This window comes from Saccharothrix sp. BKS2, from assembly GCF_047689505.1.
In the GTDB taxonomy this organism is placed as follows: domain Bacteria; phylum Actinomycetota; class Actinomycetes; order Mycobacteriales; family Pseudonocardiaceae; genus Actinosynnema; species Actinosynnema lopnurensis.
This window is the reverse complement of the sequence record NZ_JAUQOL010000003.1, coordinates 364,662-382,944: the sequence shown is the minus strand read 5'-3', so window position 1 is coordinate 382,944 and position 18,283 is coordinate 364,662. Positions and strand designations below refer to the sequence as shown.

Genomic DNA, 18,283 nt, shown 5'->3' with positions numbered 1-18,283 from the left:
GCGATGTTCAGCCGCTACTGCCGGACCGTGCTGTGCACGCCCGCCACCGCGCCGGAGCGCTTCGCCTCCTGCCACGGCTCGGGCGCGGACATCTGCCTGGTCGACCTGGAGGACGCCGTCGCGCCGCCGCGCAAGGAGGAGGCCCGGCGGTCCGCCGTGCGGTTCTTCACCGCCGCCAGGGGCCTGCCGGTGCGCTGCGCGGTGCGGATCAACCCGGTCGTGGAACCGGACGGGGTGCGGGACCTGCTGGCGCTGCGGGACTTCCCGGTGCCGCCGGAGGTCGTGCTCGTGCCCAAGGTCGAGTCCCCGAGGGACCTGGAGATCGTCGCCGGGGTGCTCGGCGGCCCGACCGCGCTGTTCGCGGTGATCGAGACCCCGCTGGGCGTGCAGCGGCTGCCGGAGATCGCCGCGGCCGGGCACGGCCTGTGCGCGCTGATCTTCGGGTCCGCCGACTACGCCGCCGCGCTCGGCATCGGCCCGGCCTGGGACCCCCTGGTGCACGCCCGGTCGGTGCTGGTGAACAGCGCGCGGGCGCACGACCTGCACGCCATCGACTCGCCCACCTTCGACCTGGCCGACCGGGCGCTGCTGCGCCGGGAATCGCTGCTGGCCAAGCAGCTCGGGTTCAGCGGCAAGATCGCGCTGCACCCCGAGCAGCTGCCGGTCATCACCGAGGCGTTCTCCCCGACGGCCGCCGAGCTGGCGCACGCCACGCGCGTGGTGGAGGCCGCGCTGCGCAGCGGCGACGGCGTCACCACGGTCGACGGCGGCATGGTCGGCAAACCGTTCTTCGAGGCGGCGCAGCGCCTCCTCGCCGAGTTCGGACCCCTCACCCACACCGGGAGCGTGACGCGCACACCATGACGGAGACGACCTCCAGCGCCGAGGCGCCCGACCCCCGGCGGAGCCGGGACGTGCGGGGAGCCCGCCGCTTCCGCAACAGCAGCGCCCTGGTGCGCAACTCCGACCCCGTCTGGCAGGCCGCCGCCGACCACGGGCTGATCGACATCCAGGTCGAGCACGAGTCGAACAACCGGCTGGTGGTGCCGGGCACCGGCCACGCGTTCGCGAACATGGTGTCCTGCTCGTACCTGGGGCTCAACCGGCACCCCAGGGTGCTGGAGGGCGCGATCGACGCGCTGCGCGAGACCGGGACCATCGAGCTGATGACCTCCACCACCCGCATCCGCCCGACGATCCAGGGCAGGCTGGAGGAGGAGCTGCGCGACCTGTTCGGCGCGGAGGTCCTGCTGGCCACCACGTGCACCGCGGCCACCGCGGGCATCCTGCCGCTGGTGGCGTCCGGGCACCTGGCGCCGGGCGGGCCGAGGGTGATGGTCTTCGACCGGTTCGCGCACTTCTCCATGTCCTACGTCAAGGCGATCTGCGCCGAGGAGAGCCTGGTCCTGACCTGCGACCACAACGACCTCGACTTCCTCGCCGACGCCTGCCGCAGGTACCCGAGCGTCGCCTACGTCGGCGACGGCGCGTACTCCATGGGCGGCGCCGCCGCGCTCGACGGGCTGCTGGAGCTCCAGAACCGGTACGGGCTGTACCTGTTCATCGACGACTCGCACTCCGTGTCGATCGTGGGCGAGCGCGGCGAGGGGTACGTGCGCTCCCGCACCGAGGTCGGCGAGCTGACCACGATCGTGTCCAGCCTGGGCAAGGGCTTCGGCAGCGGCGGCGGGGTCGCGCTGCTCGACAGCAGGCGCAAGGCGGAGTTCCTGTCCCGCCACGGCGGCCCGCTGGGCTGGTCGCAGGACGTGTCGGTGCCGACGATCGGGGCCGCGCTCGGCAGCGCCGAGGTGCACCGCTCGCCGGAGCTGGGCGAGCTCCAGGCCGCGCTGCGCGCCAACCTCGACCTGTTCGACCGCCTGCTGCCCACGCCGCTGGCGGGCAACGGCCTGCCGGTGCGCCGGATCGACGTCGGCGACGCGGACCGGGCCGTGGAGCTGTCGGCGGAGCTGTACCGGCGGGGCTACTACAGCTCCGCGATCTTCTTCCCGATCGTGCCCCGGGGCGAGGCGGGACTGCGGGTGATGATCCGCGCCGACCTGCCCGCCGAGGAGATCACCGCGTTCGCCGGGCACGTCGGGGACCTGCTCGCGACCCCGGCCACCGCCCGATGAGCGGGGGACCGCCGGTGCCGCCGGAGCACCCCGTGGGCTTCCGGCAGGTGGGGGAGAACCGGTTCCGCGAGGTCGTCGGGTTCTGCTACGAGGACCTCCAGGTCGGGGTGGTGATCGAGCACCGGCCCGGCCGCACCATCACCGAGATGGACAACGTGCTCATGTCCGCGCTCAGCATGAACGACTCCCCGCTGCACATCGACGCCGCGTTCAGCGAGCAGGGCGAGTGGGGCAGGCCGCTGGTGTCGAGCCTGGTGACGCTGAGCATCGTCGGCGGCATGACCGCGCGCAGCACCAGCGGCAAGGCGATCGCGAACCTGGGCTGGGACCGGATCCGGCTCACCGCGCCGGTGTTCGTCGGCGACACCCTCTACGCGGAGAGCGAGATCACCGACAAGCGGCTGTCGGAGAGCAGGCCGGGCCACGGCATCGCGCGGTGCCGGACGATCGGGCGCAAGTCGACCGGCGAGGTCGTGCTGACCTTCGAGCGCAGCTTCCTGGTGCCGACGCGCGAGGCGGACCCGCACCGCACCGCGGGGTACTGAGCGTGGCGGACCGGGGGCCGGCGGGGGTGGCCGGAGGGCCGGCGGGGGTGGCCGGGGGCGACCTGCGCCGGTTCCGGGTGCTGGTCGGGGGCACCGCGGCCTCGTCGTTCGGCAGCTACCTGAACATGGTGGCGCTCAACCTGTTCGTCTACCAGGCGACCGGCAGCGCCGTGGCGACCGGCCTGTTCCTGGTGCTGCGGATGGCGACCGGGTTCGTCGCGGGCCTGGTGGGCGGTGCGGTGGCGGCCCGGCTGCCGCGCCGCCCGGTGATGATCGCCTGCGACCTGGTGCAGGCCGGGGTGCTGGTGGTGTTCGCGCTGTCCCCGGACGACGCGCGGGTGTCGCTGCTGCCGGTGGTGGCGGTGTCGATCGGGGCGCTGAGCACCACCAGCCAGCTGCTGCTGCGGGCGAGCGTGCCCGACCTGGTCGGCCCGGAGCACCGCCTGCGCGCCAACGGGCTGCTGGTCACCGGCCGCGCGGTGGCGATGGCGCTCGGTTTCGCCACCGGCGGTGTCCTGGTGACCTGGGTGGGCTACACCTCGGCGTTCCTGGTGAACGCGGGCACGTTCGGCCTGTCCGCGCTGGTGCTGGCCTCGGTCGCGCTGCGCTTCCCCGGCAGGGCGGCCACCCGGCCGGAGGCGGGACCGGGACCGGCGAAGCGGCGCGGGCTGGTGCTCGCGGCCCTGGCCGCCGCCCCCGCCGTGGCGGCCGTCGTGGCGATCCGCTCGGTGGACGCGTTCGGCTCGGCCTCGCACCAGGTGGGCATCCCGATCTACGCCACGCAGCTCCACCCGGCCGACCCGGCGGCGTTCGTCGGCAACTTCTGGGCGGCGTGGGCGGTCGGCCTGTTCGCCGCGCACCGGCTGGTGTCCCGGTTCCACCGGGGCGGTCGGCGGCACGACGAGTGGGCGTTCGTGATCGGCACCGCGGTGATGTCCGGGGCGTTCATCGCGGCGTTCAGCGGCATCGGGCAGCCGTGGGTGCTGCTGGTCGCCCTGGTGGCGGGGCTGGCCGACGGCTTCACCGAGATCACCTACACCACCCGCGTGCAGGCCGAGCCGGACCCGGCGCGCGGGTGGTTCTTCGGCCTGACCGCGATGGCCGAGAACGCCGGGCTGGGCCTGGGCCTGCTGGTCGCCTCGGGGCTGCTGGAGGTGTGGACGCCGTGGGGTGTCGCCGCGCTGATGCACGGCCTGGTGGTCGTGCTCGCCGCCGGGTACCTGGCCCTGACGGTCCGCCGCGCTGCGGACCCGCCTCACCCCACCGATCCGCCTCACCCCGCCGGCCCACCCCCACCTGCGGACCCGCCCCGGGCCACTGCCCTGCCCCACTCCACCGACCTGCCCCACCTCACCGACCCGCCCCGACCCGCGAACTGACGGGGGACCGCCGTGCCCGACACCTCGCCGATCGCCCTGGCCGGTCACCCGCTGGTGGCCGACGTCGCCGTGCTGGTCGCCACCACCACCGACGGCCGCACCGTCCGGGTCGCCCACGTCGTGCCACGACCGGGCGTGGCGCCCGACCGGGTGCGCCGCGTGGTGAGCGCCCTGGGCGCGCTCGACGGCGACCCCCGGCCGCTGCTGGTCTCCGCGCTCTCGTCGATCCCGCGCGACCGCGACGGCGAGCCCGACGAGGCGGCGCTGCGGCGGCTGCCGGTGCCGGAGTCGGTGACCACCCCGGTGCCCCTGCCACCGCCCACGACCGGGCGGCGGCACCTGGCCGAGTTCGTCGACCTGCCCCCGCAGTGGGTGGCGGGCCCGCCCCCCACCCTGGACGACGTCGTCGGCGCCGACCTCACCGGGCCGCCCTCGCTGACCGCCGGCGAGGCCCCGGACCTCGCCGAGGACGACCCCGCCACGCTGGTCGAGGCGCTGCTCGCGGCGGCCCGGCGGCACCCGGACCGGGGCGTGCACGTCGTCGAGCGCGGCGCCGCCCGGGTGCTGACCTACCCCGAGCTGCTGGACCGGGCCCGGCGCACGCTCGCCGGGCTGCGCGCGGCCGGGCTGGCGGCGGGCGACGCGGCGGTGCTCCACACCCCCTCGCTGGCCGAGCACCTCACCGCGCTGTGGGCGTGCCTGCTCGGCGGCGTCCGCCCGGTCGCGGTGGCCCAGTCCACGACCTACGCCGAGCGCACCGCGGTGCTGGACAAGCTGGAGCACGCCTGGCGCGACCTGGGCGAACCGGTGGTGCTCTCCGGCGGCGCCACGGTCGCCGGGCTGCGCGGGCACGCCGAGCGGTCCGGCCTGACCTCGATGCGGGTGCTCGACCTGGGCGCGTGCGCGGCCGCCGAGCCGGTCGCGGAGGTGCGCCGGCCGGAGCCCGACGAGGTGGCGGTGCTCCAGCTGTCCTCGGGCAGCACGGGCAGGTCCAAGGTCATCCAGGTCACCCACCGCGGCCTGGTCCGCTACGCGCAGGCGGCGCGGCAGGTCAGCCGGATGGCCACCGGGGACGTGTTCGTCAACTGGCTGCCGCTCGACCACGTGGCCGGGGTCGTCATGTACCACTTCGGCCCGGTGGTGCTGGGCTGCGACAACGTGCACGTGCCCACCGCCGACGTGCTGGCCGACCCGCTGCGCTGGCTGGACCTGCTGCACGAGTACCGGGCGCAGCACAGCTGGTCGCCCAACTTCGGGTTCGGCTTGGTCGCCGACGCGCTCGCCACCGCCGACCCGGCGCGCACCTGGGACCTGACCCCGCTGCGCGCGCTGGTCAACGCGGGCGAGCAGTGCACGGAACCGGTGGTGCGCCGGTTCGTGGCGGCGACCGCCCGGTTCGGGGTGGCCGCCGACACCGTGCTGCTGGCCTGGGGCATGGCCGAGACGTGCACGGCGATCACCTACCAGCCCTTCGGCCCGGACGCGGTGCAGCACGTGCGGCAGGCAGGGGGCGGCGGGCTGGAGCTGCTCGCGGAGCCGGTCGCGGGCAGCTCGACGTTCCTGAGCGTGGGCCGCCCCGCGCCCGGCTCGGAGTTCCGCGTCACCGGGCCCGACGGGACGACCGTGCTGCCGGAGCTGCGGATCGGCCGGTTGCAGGGACGCTCGGAGCGCATCACCCCCGGCTACCTCGACAACCCCGGGGCCAACGCCGAGGCGTTCCCCGACGGGGACTGGTTCGACACCGGGGACCTCGCGTTCGTGGCCGGCGGCCGGGTGACGATCACCGGGCGGGCCAAGGAGATCATCATCAACAACGGCGTCCACTACTACTGCCACGAGATCGAGGACGTGGTGGGGGCGCTGCCGGGGGTCGCGACGAGCTTCGTCGGCGCCTTCGGGGCGCCCGCGCCGGACGGCGGCGAGCGGCTGGCGGTGGTGTTCGTGCCCGCCGCCGGGCTGACCGGCCGGGTGGTGGGCGAGGTCCGGCGGCGGCTGGCCGAGCGGTTCGGCCTGGTGTCGGTGCTGCTCGTGGCCGTGGACCGGGACGCCTTCGACAAGACCACCAGCGGCAAGGTCCAGCGCACGGCCATGCGCGGCAGGCTGCTGCGCGGCGAGCTGGACGACCGGGTGCGCGCGGTCGAGCTGGCGGAAGCGGCCCGCACCACCCTGCCCGACGCCCTGCACCGCCCGGTGTGGACGCCCCGCGCGTTCCCCGCCGGCCGCTCGCCCGGCCGGGTCCGCGTGGTCGGCGACCCGGCCCTGGTCGCCGCCGTGCCCGGCGCGCGGGCCCTGGACCAGGACCGCGTGAACCCGGACGACCTCGACGCGGACGTCCTGGTCCTGGTCGCCGGCCCCGACGAGGAGCGGGCGTCGATCCCCGTGCTGGACCTCGTCGCCCGGCTGGCCGGAGCGGGCTGGGCGGGCGAGCTGGTCACCGTCGGCCGGGCGGGCGGGTGCGCGGCGGCGCTGACCGCGTCGATCGCCGCCACCGCCGCCCTGGAACGGCCCGAGCTGCGCGCCTGGCACCTGGAGCTGCCCGGCCGGGACGACGACCCGGAACTGCTGGCGGAGGCGCTGACCTGGGTGCACCAGGAGCCGGTGATCGCCTGGCGCGACCGGCCGCTGGTCCGCGCGCTGGAGCCGGTCGAGCCCGTCCCGGACGCGTCCCCGGCGACCGGGCCGGGCAGCTGCTGGCTGGTGACCGGCGGGCTGGGCGGCATCGGCCGGGTCGTGCTGCCCGACCTGGGGCTGCGGCTGCTGGTCGTCGGCCGGGGACCGGCGGTCGACCTGGACGGGCTGGGTCCCGACGTGCGCTACGCGCGGGTCGACGTGGCGGACGCGGCCGGCCTGGAGGCGGCCGTCGCCGAGGCGGAGGCGGCGTGGGGCGAGCCGCTGGCCGGGGTGCTGCACCTGGCCGGGACCTACGAGTCCGCCCTGCTGGCCGACACCACGGCCGAGCGGTGGCGGGCGCGGACCCGGGCGGAGGTGGCCGGGTCGCTCGCGGTGGCCGAGGTGGTCCGGCGGCGGCCGGGCAGCGGGCTGATCGCGTTCTCCTCCCTGCTGGCCTGGTTCCCGGCGGTGGCCTCGGGTGCCTACGCGGCGGGCAACCGGTACCTGGAGGCCGTCGCCGAGCACCTCGGCGCGAACCACCCGGTGCACACCCTGGTGTGGGGCCTGTGGCGGTCGACGGGCCTCAACGCGGAGCACGAGCACCGGGAGGCGGCCAACCGGGGCAGGCTGCTCGACTTCACCGCCGCCGACGGGAAAGCCCTGTTCACCGCCGCGCTGCACCAGCCGCCGGGCACGATCCTGCTCGGCGTCGACCGGGCCAACCCCGCCGCCCGGCGCATGTTGCCCGCCGAACCCCTGGAGGGCGCGAGGACGCCGGGACGCGACGCGTTCGGCGTCGACCTGCCCGTTGTGCCGGCTGAGGAAGGGGTGGGGGAGTCGGGGAGGGCGGCCGGGAGGAGGACCGGGAACGCGGCGGGGTGGGCGGCCCGGAAGGCGGCGGGGGAGTCGGTCGGGGAGGCGGCCGCGCCCGGTCCGGTGCGCACCACCGAGCGCACCACCGAGCGCCCGACCGCCGGCGCGGCGGGCGTGCGCAAGCTGGTGCGCGACACCCTGCGCCGGGTCCTGCCGATCGGCACCGCCCCGGACACCCCGTTCCACGAGGCGGGCCTCGGCTCACTCGGCCTGGTGCGGCTGCACGCCGAGCTCCAGCGGGCACTGCGCCGCGAGTTCCCGCTGACCGCGCTGTTCGCCCACCCCGACGAGGCCGCGCTGACCGCCCACCTGACCGAGCTGACCGGCACCGACCCGACCGGTCCGCGCCGGGGCGTCGAGAGTGACCGGCGCGTCGCGATCATCGGCATGGCCGCCCGGTTCCCCGGCGCGCCGACGCTGGAGCGGTACTGGGAGAACCTGCTCGCCGGGGTCGTCAGCACCACCCGGTTCAGCCGGGACGAGCTGATCGCCGCGGGCCTGCCCGCGCCCCTGGTGGACGACCCGGCGTACGTGCCGGTCAGCGGCGCGCTCGACGACATCGCGGGCTTCGACGCAGAGCTGTTCGGCATCAGCCCGGCCGAGGCGGCGGTCACCGACCCGCAGCAGCGGCTGTTCCTCCAGGTCTGCCACCAGGCGCTGGAGCACGCCGGGTACGCCGGGGCGGCCGGCCGGACCGGGGTCTACGCGGGCTCCGGGATGACCCTGTACTCGCTGCGCACCTACCTGCGGGAGAACCTGGGCGGCGCCGACCCCGGCGACCAGCTGGCCGCGCTCCAGGTGGCGATCGGCAACGAGCCGGACTTCCTGGCCACCCGCGTGGCGTACCGGCTGGGCCTGACCGGGCCCGCGCTGACCGTGCGCTCCGCCTGCTCCACCTCGCTGGTCGCCGTGCACTCGGCGGTCACCGCGCTGCTGGCGGGCGACGCGGACATGGCGCTGGCCGGCGCGGCGGCGCTGCACGTGCCCCGGGCCGCTGGGTACCGGTACGAGCCGGGGTCGATCCTGTCGGGCACCGGCGCGTGCCGGGCGTTCGACGCGGCCGCGGACGGCACGGTCGGCGGCAACGGCGTCGCGGCCGTGCTGCTCAAGCCGCTGGGGGCGGCGCTGGCCGACGGCGACACCGTGCACGCGGTGATCCTCGGGTCGGCGGTCAACAACGACGGCGCGGCCAAGGTCGGCTACACCTCGCCCGGCGTCGCCGGGCAGGCGGCGGTGGTGCGCGACGCGCTCGCGGCGGCCGGGGTGGAGCCGGGGTCCGTCGGGTACGTCGAGGCGCACGGCACCGGGACCGCGCTGGGCGACCCGATCGAGGTGGAGGCGCTGCGCGCGGCGTTCGCCGGGCGGTCGGAACCGCTGCTGGTGGGGTCGGTCAAGCCCAACATCGGCCACCTCGACAGCGCGGCGGGCATGGCCGGGCTGCTCAAGGCGGTGCTCGCGCTGCGCGCCGGCACGGTGCCGCCGCAGGCGAACTTCGACACCCCCAACCCGGCGCTGCGCCTGGACGACGGCCTGATCGCGGTGCCCACCGCGCCGACGCCGTGGCCGCTGCCGGGGGTCCGCCGGGCCGGGGTGACCGCGCTGGGCGTGGGCGGGACGAACGCGCACGTCGTGCTGGAGCAGGCACCGGAGCCGGTCCCGGGAGGGGCTGCGGGAGGGACTGCCGAAAAAGCCCCGCCGCCGCACCCGGACGCGCCGTGGGTGGTACCGCTGTCGGCGCGGGGACCGGAGGCGTTGTCGCTGCTGGCCGAGGCCACCGCCGACGCGCTCGCCGGAGCCGGCCCGGCGGACGTGCTGACCACGCTGGGCGCGGGGCGCGGGCGGCTGCCGCACCGGCTGGTGGCGTGGGGCCGGGACGCCGCCGGGACCGCCCGGGAGCTGCGGTCGGGCGGGTCGGTGCGCGGGGTCGCCGGGCACCCCGGTCCGCTGGTCTTCGCCTTCGCCGGCCAGGGGGTGGACTGCGCGGGCGCGGGGACGTCGCTGCTGGCGCACCCCCGGTCGGCGGCCGTGCTGCGCGGGCTGCTCGACCGGCACCGCCGGGACTGGGGCGTCGACCTGCTGCCGCCGCTGCTGGGCGAGCCGCACGCGTGGACGACCGCGACCCTGCAACCGGCGCTGCTGGCCGTGCAGCTGGCCCAGGTGGCGCTGCTGGGCGAGCTGGGCGTGCGCCCGGAGGCCGTGGTCGGGCACAGCGCGGGGGAGTACGCGGCGCTGGCGGTCGCGGGCGCGTTGTCGCCGGAGGACGCCCTGCACCTGGCCGCCGTGCGCGGGGCGCTGGTGCAGTCGCTGCCGGAGGGCGCGCTGCTGGCGGTGTTCGACGAGGTCCCGGAGGACCTGGCCGGCCTGTCGGTGGCGGTGCGCAACGGACCCGGGCACACCGTGTTCGGCGGGGCGCCGGGCGCCGTGGCGGAGGCGGAGCGGTCGCTGACCGCGCGCGGGGTGCGGTGCCGGCGGCTGGCCGTCGACCGGGCCTTCCACACGCACGCGGTCGACCCGGTGCTGGACGCGCTGGGCCGGCAGGCGGCCGGGTTGGCGTGGCGGCCGCTGGCCCTGCCGGTGCGCTCGGGGACCGGAGTGGTGCTCGCGGAGGGGACGGTGCCGGGCGCCGACCACGTCCGCGCGCACACCCGGTGCACGGCGGACTTCCGCGGCTCGGTCGACGGGCTGGTGGCGGACGGCCACACGACGTTCGTGGAGCTGGGCCCGTCCGGGGTGCTGTCGGCGCTGGGCGGGCAGTGGGCGGGCACGACCTGGCTGCCGCTGCGCCGCCGGGGTGCCGACACCGTCGTCCCCGGCCTGGCCGCCCTGTTCTGCAACGGCGTCGAGGTCGACTGGGCCGCGCTCGCCCCCGGCGGCAGGCGCGTGCCGCTGCCCACCTACCCGTTCCGGCCCACCCGGCACTGGATCGACCCGGTGCCCGAGCCCGTGACCACGTCCGTCGACCAGGGGAGTGCGCCCGCCGTGCCCGTCGTGCCCGCTGTGCCCGTCGTGCAGAGCAGCGACCCGGACGGGGTGGTGCTGACCCGGGTGCGCGAGCTGACCGCGCGCCACCTGGGCGACGACCCGGACCGGATCGCCCCGGACGTGCCGTTCTTCGACCTGGGCGCCGACTCGCTGTTGATGATCAACATGGTGCGGGAGCTGGAGGTCGCCTTCGGCGTGCGGGTGGCGATGCGGGAGCTGTTCGAGGAGGTCGACACCCCGGTCCGGCTGGCGGGGGTGATCACCGAGCGGATGTCGGCCGACCGGCGCGCCGAACTCGTGCCGACCCCCGAGCCGGTACCCACTGCGTCGGCACTTCCCGCGTCGGCACCCACCGGGCCGGCACCCGCCGGGCCGGCACTTCCCCCGGAAGCCGTCCCGGCGGCCTCCGGGACGGCCCTGCTGACCGCGCCTGTCCCGCCCCCCGCCGCCGCCCTCACACCCCCACTCCCACCTCCACCGACGCCCGGCACCGGGCACGAAGCCGTGGTGCGGGAACAGCTCAACCTGATGGACCGGTTCACCCGGATCATGTCCGAGCAGCTGGCCCTGCTCTCGGGCAGCCCGTCCACCCCCGCACCACCCCCGCCGACCCCGCCACCCCCACCGCCCCCGGCCGAGGGCACCCAGCTCGGCCCGCGCCCGACGATCGCCAAGGGCTCCGGCATGACCGGCACGCGCCTGGACCCGGCCCAACGCGCGCACCTCGACGACCTCGTCACCCGCTACACCGCACGCACCAGGACCTCCAAGGAGATCGCCCAGCGCTTCCGCCGCCCGCTGGCCGACAGCCGGGCCGTGGTCGGGTTCCGGGGCGTCACCAAGGAGCTGCTGTACCCGCTGGCCGCGCGCCGCGCCGGGGGCGCCTACCTCGAAGACGTCGACGGCAACACCTACGTCGACATCACCATGGGTTTCGGCGTGCTGATGTTCGGCCACGACCCGGACTTCGTCACCGACGCCGTGGCCGCCCACCAGGCCGACGGCATGAGGCTGGGCCCGCGCGGTCCGGAGACCGGCGAGGCCGCCCAGCTGCTCACCGAGCTGACCGGCCTGGACCGGGTGGCGTTCTCCACCTCCGGCACCGAGGCGAACTCGGCGGCGTTCCGGCTGGCGCGGGCCTACACCGGGCGCACCAGGATCGTCACCTTCGACGGCTCCTACCACGGGCACTTCGACCCGGTGCTCGGCCGACCCGTGCCCGCGGGCGGCGACGTGCCCCGGACGGTGCCGGTGTCGGCCGGGGTGCCGCTGTCGGCGGTGGCCGAGTCGGTGGTGCTGCCCTACGGCGACGAGGCGAGCCTCGACGTGATCCGCCGGCACGCCGGGGAGATCGCCGCCGTCGTGCTGGAGGCCGTGCCCAGCCGGTACCCGCTGCGGCAGCCGGTGGAGTTCGTGCGCGCGCTGCGGCGGCTGTGCGACGAGACCGGCATCGTGCTGGTGTTCGACGAGATGCTGACCGGTTTCCGCCCGCACCCGCAGGGCGCGCAGGGCGTCTTCGGGGTCAGGGCGGACCTGGCCACCTACGGCAAGCTGATCGGCGGCGGCTACCCGATCGGGGCCGTCGCGGGGCGCGCCGACATCATGGACTGGGTCGACGGCGGCTTCTGGCGGTACGGCGACGACAGCGTGCCCGAGGGCGAGACGACCTTCTTCGGCGGCACCTACATCCAGCACCCGCTGGCGATGGTCGCGGCCAAGGCGGTCCTGACCCACCTGCGCGACCGGGGCCCCGGCCTGCAACAGGCCGTCAACGCCCGCACCGAGCGGTTGGCCACCACGCTCAACGACTTCTTCGCCGCCGAGGGGTTCCCGGTGTCCGTGCACCGGTTCGGCTCGCTGTTCCGGTTCGCCCACCGGGGCAACCTGGAGCTGCTGTTCCACCACCTGGTGCTGGAGGGCGTGCACGTCTGGGAGTGGCGCAACTTCTTCCTCTCCACCGCGCACACCGACGCGGACGTGGACTTCGTCGTGGACGCGGTCCGCAACTCGCTGCACGACCTGCGTCGCGGCGGTTTCCTGCCGGGCGGGCCGGTCCCCGCGCCCGCACCGCGCCGCGCGCCGCCGCGCATCCCCCGCGCCCCGGCCCGGACCGGTGCGGCCGAGGCGGAACCCGCCGGGGTCGGGAAGACCACCCCGGACTTCAGCCTGTACTTCTTCGGCGACTACCCGCACGACCGCCCGCACGACCGCGGCGGCGACAAGTACGCCGCGATCCTGGCCGCCGCCCGGTTCGCCGACCGCGGCGGCCTGCACGCGGTGTGGTTGCCGGAGCGGCACTTCGACTCCTTCGGCGGGGTGTTCCCCAACCCGTCCGTGCTCGCCGCCGCGATCGCCGCGCAGACCAGCCGGGTGCGGGTGCACTCGGGCAGCGTGGTGCTGCCGCTGCACGACCCGATCCGGGTCGCGGAGGAGTGGTCCGTCGTGGACAACCTCTCCGGCGGGCGGGTGTCGATCGGGGTGGCCAGCGGCTGGCACGCGCGGGACTTCGTGCTGGCGCCCGGGGTGTACGGCCGGCACCGGGAGGCCGTGTACGAGGGCGTGGAGGTGATCCGCGCGCTGTGGCGCGGCGACGCGGTCACCAGGACGGCCGGGAACGGCGAGGAGGTCGAGGTCCGGCTGTACCCGACCCCGGTGCAGCCGGAACCGGACTTCTACACCGCGATCGTCGGCAACCCCGAGAGCTACGAGCGGGCCGCGCGCGGCGGGTTCGGCGTCATCACCAACCTGATGGCGCAGGACGTGGCGCGGTTGGCGGACAACATCGCCCTCTACCGGCGCACCCGGGCCGAGGTCGGGCTCGACCCCGGCGCGGGGCGGGTGGTGCTGCTGCTGCACACCTACCTCGGCGACGACACCGAGCGGGTGCGCGCGGAGGCGTTCGGGCCGTTCTGCGCGTACCTGCGCTCGTCGCTGTCGCTGTTCGGCCAGGTGACCAACAGCCTCGGCTTCTCCATCGACCTGGACCGCACCAACCCCGAGGACCTGGACTACCTGCTGTCCCGCGCCTACGAGCGCTACTGCGCCGACCGGGCGCTGATCGGCACGCCGGACGACGCGGCGCCGATCGTGCGCGCGCTGGCCGGGCTGGGCGTGGACGAGGTGGCGTGCTTCGTGGACTTCGGCCTCCCGCCCGCGCGGATCACCGCCGGGCTGCCCTGGATCGACGCGCTGCGCGCGATGTTCGCCGACGCGCCACCCGCCGCCGAACCGCCTGCCGCCGGCCCTGCCACCGAACCGCCCGCCGCCGAACCGAGCGTCGACGTGCGCGGCACCAGCCCGACCGAGCAGCAGATCTGGTACGTCGAGCAGACCCTGCCCGGCCGCCCCACCCACAACGAGTCGATCGTCGTGGCGCTGGAGGGCGAGCTGGACACCGGGGCGCTGCGCACGGCGCTGGCGGAGGTCACCGCCCGGCACGACGGCCTGCGGTCGACCTTCCACGACATCGGCGGCGAGCTGAAGCGGATCGTCACCGCCCCGACCGGACCGGCGCTGCCGGTGCGCGAGGACCCGGGCGCGTCGGTGGCGGAGGCGGCGCGGCGGGTGGTGGCGCGGGAGACCACGACGCCGTTCGACCTGGCGCGCGGGCCGCTGTTCGAGCCCTACCTGGTCCGCCTCGCCCCCGACCGGCACCTGCTGGTGCTGCGGATGCACCACCTGGTCATCGACACCGTGTCGGCGACGGTCCTGACCGGGGAGGTCTCCGCCTGCTACCGGGCCGCCACCGGCGGCGTCGAGGCCGCCCTGCCCGCCCCGGACCCGCTGCCCGCGCCCCGCCCGCCGTCGGCGGGGTCGCTGTCCTACTGGACCGACCTGCTCGCGGGCGCCCCGCGCGAACTCGACCTGCCGCAGGACCACCCCCGGCCGGGGGAGCCGTCCGGCCGGGGCGCGTCGGTCGGGTGCGAGCTGGACCCCGGTGTGACCGCGGCGCTGCGGGCGGTGGCGCGCCGGCACCGGGTGACGCCGTTCATGGCCCTGCTCGCCGGGTGGGCCGTCGCGCTGCGGGTGCTCGGCGGGCGGACCGACCTGGTCGTGGGCACGCCCTTCGCGCACCGGCCGGCGGGCGCGGAACGGGCGGTCGGGTTCTTCGTGCACACCCTGCCGCTGCGGATCGCGGTCGACGACGGGGCCTCGTTCGCCGAGCTGCTGAAGGAGGTGCGGGCCCGGGTGCTCGGCGCCCAGGAGCACCGGGAGGTGCCCCTCCCGGAGATCGTGCGGGCGCTCGGGGGCAACCCGGACCCGCTGCGCAACCCGCTGTTCGACACCGTGGTGGAGTACGACAACGAGGCCGTCTTCGAGCTGGACCTGCCCGGCGCGCGGGCGACCCTGGTGGACGTGGCGGTCGACCGGGCGCCGGTGGACCTGGTGCTGTTCCTGACCAACCTCGGCGACACCGTGCGCTGCCGGCTGAACCACGCACTGGACCTGTTCGAGACCCCCACCGCCCGCCGCGTCCTCGACACCTACGAGCGGGTGCTCGCCGCGGCGGTGGCCGACCCGGACCGGCCGCTGCGCGAGCTGGACGTGCTGACCCCCGGCGACGCCGCCCTGCTCGACGCCTGCTGCGACGGCGGTCCACCGCCGCACGGCCCGGCCCTGCTGCACGAGGGGGTGCTCGCCCGGCCGGCCGACGACGTCGCGGCGGTGGTCGACGACGACGGGCGCGTGACCACCCGCGCGGAGCTGCGCGCCCGGTCCGCCGCCGTGGCCGGTGCCGTCGCCGCGCTGGGCGTGCCCGCCGGGACGCCGGTGGCGGTGCTGCTGCCGAGGGGCGCGGACGCGGTGGCGGCCGTGGTGGGCGCGCTCACCGCCGGGGTGCCCTACGTGCCGCTGGACCCGGAGCAGCCCCCGGCCCGGTTGGCGCACATGGTCCGCAAGGCCGGGGCGGCGGCGGTGCTCACCACCGCCGGCGTGGAGGCGCCCGGTGGGCTGCCGACGATCCCGGTCGACCGGCTGCCCGCGTGCCCCGGTGCCCCCGGCCACCCGGTGACGCCGGACGACGTGGCGTACGTGCTGTTCACCTCCGGCTCGACCGGGGAGCCCAAGGGCGTGCTGGTGGAGCACCGGTCGATCGCCAACACGATCGGCTGGTACAGCCGCGACCTGGGGCTGACGCCCGCCGACCGGCTGTCCTGGTTCTCCAGCCCCGGGTTCGACGCCTCCGCGATCGAGGTGTGGCCGGCGCTGGGCGCGGGCGCGCCGCTGCACGTCACCCCGCCCGGTCTGCGCCACGACCCGGCGCGGCTGCGCGACTGGCTGGTGGACACCGGCATCACCGTCGCGTTCCTGCCCACCCCGGTGGGGGAGCTGCTGCTCGACCAGGACTGGCCGGCGGACGGCTCGGTGGCCCTGCGGCACCTGGTCGTCGGCGGGGACGTGCTGCGCCGCCGACCCCCGGTCGGGGCGCCGTTCCGGCTGTGGAACGTGTACGGCCCGACGGAGGCGGCCGTGGTGTCGACCTGGACCGAGGTCGCGCCTGCCGGGGTCGCGCCGGCCGGGGACGCGCCGCCGACGATCGGGCGGCCGGTCCCGGGCACCTGGCTGCGGGTGGTCGACGGCGCCGGGCGGCGGGTGCCGGTGGGCGTGCCGGGGGAGTTGCTGCTCGGCGGGGTCCAACTGGCCCGGGGGTACGCCGAGCCCACCCCGGAGCAGGCGGCGCGGTTCACCGGCGCCGGTGTGGACCGGGCCTACCGGACCGGTGACGTGGTGCGCGTGCGGGCCGACGGGGAGCTGGAGTTCCTGCGGCGCGCCGACCGGCAGGTGCAGCTGCACGGGTTCCGGGTGGAGCCGGGGGAGGTGGAGCACCAGCTCGCCGCGCTGCCCGGGGTGCGGGAGGCGGCGGTGCGGGCCTGGGCCGGGGCCGATGGCGTGGTGCGGCTGGCCGCGTACGTGGTTCTCGCGCTTGCGGTTCCCGCGCTTGATGTTCCCGTGCCGGGGGAGGCGGTCGCGGCGCTGCGCGCGGAGCTGGCCACCCGGCTGCCCGCGTACATGGTCCCGGCGACCTGGCACGTCCTCGACGCCCTGCCGCTGACCACCAACGGCAAGGTCGACCGGGCCGCGCTGCCGGAGCCGTCGCTCCTCGCACCTTCGCCGGCCACCCCCTCGCCGCCCGCCTCCCCGTCGGCCCTGCCCGCACCCTCTCCGGCCTCACCCCCGCCGGCCGAACCCGCGCCGCCGGAGAGCGACGTCGAGCGCAGGCTGCGCGCGCTGTGGGCGACCGAGCTGGGCCGGGAGTCGGTGCCGCCGGAGGCCACGTTCTTCGAGCTGGGCGGGCACTCGCTGACCGCGATCCGCCTGGTGAACCGGATCTGCGCCGAGCTGGGGGTGCGGCTGGACGTGCCGTCCTTCCTGCGCCGGCCGACCGTGCGCGGCCTGGCGGCGCTGCTGGCGCCGCAGGTGGGGCCGGCCGAACCCGGGGTCGAGGTCGGGGCTCCGGCGGGGTGGGGGCAGCGGCACGGGTACCGGGTGACCGCGGCGAGCGACAACCCGGGCGTGCTGACGATCGCGCTGCGGTTCGCGCTGCACGGCCGGCTGGACGTCGCCGCCCTCCGCCGCGCGTTGACCGCGCTGGTGGCCAGGCACCCGGCGCTGCGGACCCGGCTGCGCGAGGTCGACGGCCGGGTGCGCCAGGAAGTGCTGGTCGCGGCCGAGGTGCCGCTGCGCGTCGTGGAGGTCCCCGGGACCGGGGTGGACGCCGCGGTGCTCGCGGCCGCCGCCGAGGCGCCGGACCTCACCCGGACCGGCACGTTCCGCGCCACCCTGGTCACCGTGTCCGACCGGCGCGCGGAACTGCTGCTGGCGGTGCACCACGCCTTCAGCGACGGCTGGTCGACCACGGTCCTCGTCGGGGACCTGGGCGAGCTGTACCGCGCGGACCTCGCCGGCCGGGCGCCCGACCTGTCCGGCCCGTCGGCCACCTACGTCGACTTCACCGAGTGGGAGGCGGCCCACCTGTCCGACCCGGCCACGCGCGCCGCCGTCGCGCGGTGGGCCGAGCACGTCACCTCGGTCGGGGCCCGTCCGCTGCTGTTCCCCACCGACCGCCCGAGGGCCGGAACCCCGACCGGGAACGGCGAGGTCCGCACGACCACCCTCCCGCCGGCCCTGGCGGCCGGGGTCGACGCGCTGGCGGCCCGCCGGGGCACCACGGCGTTCGCGGTGCTGTCGGCCGCCTTCGCCGCGCTGGCCCACGAGGTGACCGGCATCCCCGCGCCGGCGTCGATGTGCGGGGCGGCCAACCGGCCGGAGTCCCGCTTCGAGGACGTCGTGGGGGTCTTCACGCACTCGTCCTGGGTGGTGGTCCCGGTGGCGGGCGTGCCGAGCTTCGACGCGCTGGTGTCGGCGGCGACCGAGGCGGTGTGGCAGCGGCTGGCGCTCCAGTCCGTTCCCGCGCCGGTGCTGGGCGAGGCCGCGGGCGGGGCGTTCGCGGGCACCCCGCCGAGGGTCATCTTCGGGTACTCCGGCGGCGCACCGGCCCCGCGCCTGGAGCTGACCGGGGTGCTCCCGGCGGTCCCGGTGGACGTCGCCCTGCCGGTGGCCAGGGCCGAGCAGACCTGGGTGGTCGGGCCCAACCCGGCGGGAGGGCTCGACCTGGTGCTGGAGTACGCCACCGACCTGTTCGACGCCGACGCGGTGGCCGCCTGGGCGGCGCGGTTCGTGGAGATCCTGAGCGCCGGGGTCGCGAATCCCGCCGGCAGGCCCTGGCGCACGCCGTGACGGTCGCGGGCACGCCGGGACGCGC

Annotated in this window: 5 protein-coding genes; all 5 read left to right on the top strand. The window is 76.6% G+C overall.

Translation table 11 applies throughout. The annotated features are described in order from the left end of the window. Positions 1-3: 3 nt before the first annotated feature. From Q5530_RS07320 to Q5530_RS07300, 5 genes are read left to right on the top strand one after another with little or no spacing between them, the layout of a single operon-like run. Entirely contained in the window at positions 4-864 is an 861-nt protein-coding gene (locus tag Q5530_RS07320; RefSeq protein ID WP_415361478.1) for an HpcH/HpaI aldolase/citrate lyase family protein, read from the top strand. Continuing rightward, positions 861-2,132: an aminotransferase class I/II-fold pyridoxal phosphate-dependent enzyme gene (locus Q5530_RS07315; protein ID WP_415361477.1), complete on the top strand. Its 1,272-nt coding sequence runs from the start codon at positions 861-863 to the stop codon at positions 2,130-2,132. The genes Q5530_RS07320 and Q5530_RS07315 overlap by 4 nt, the downstream gene beginning before the upstream one ends. Beyond that, positions 2,129-2,677 (top strand): MaoC family dehydratase, encoded by a 549-nt coding sequence (locus tag Q5530_RS07310; RefSeq protein WP_415361476.1) that lies wholly within the window; start codon positions 2,129-2,131, stop codon positions 2,675-2,677. The genes Q5530_RS07315 and Q5530_RS07310 overlap by 4 nt, the downstream gene beginning before the upstream one ends. Positions 2,678-2,679: 2 nt before the next feature. Next, complete coding sequence (locus Q5530_RS07305; protein WP_415361475.1) at positions 2,680-4,056, top strand: MFS transporter; 1,377 nt, start codon at positions 2,680-2,682, stop codon at positions 4,054-4,056. A gap of 12 nt (positions 4,057-4,068) precedes the next feature. Next, positions 4,069-18,258: a MupA/Atu3671 family FMN-dependent luciferase-like monooxygenase gene (locus Q5530_RS07300; RefSeq protein ID WP_415361474.1), complete on the top strand. Its 14,190-nt coding sequence runs from the start codon at positions 4,069-4,071 to the stop codon at positions 18,256-18,258. Positions 18,259-18,283 lie beyond the last annotated feature (25 nt).

Bases quoted from the DNA above. Each gene is read 5' to 3' on its own strand.
- Q5530_RS07315 (WP_415361477.1), top strand. From the start codon at position 861: ATGACGGAGACGACCTCCAGCGCCGAGGCGCCCGACCCCCGGCGGAGC.
- Q5530_RS07310 (WP_415361476.1), top strand. From the start codon at position 2,129: ATGAGCGGGGGACCGCCGGTGCCGCCGGAGCACCCCGTGGGCTTCCGG.
- Q5530_RS07320 (WP_415361478.1), top strand. From the start codon at position 4: ATGTTCAGCCGCTACTGCCGGACCGTGCTGTGCACGCCCGCCACCGCG.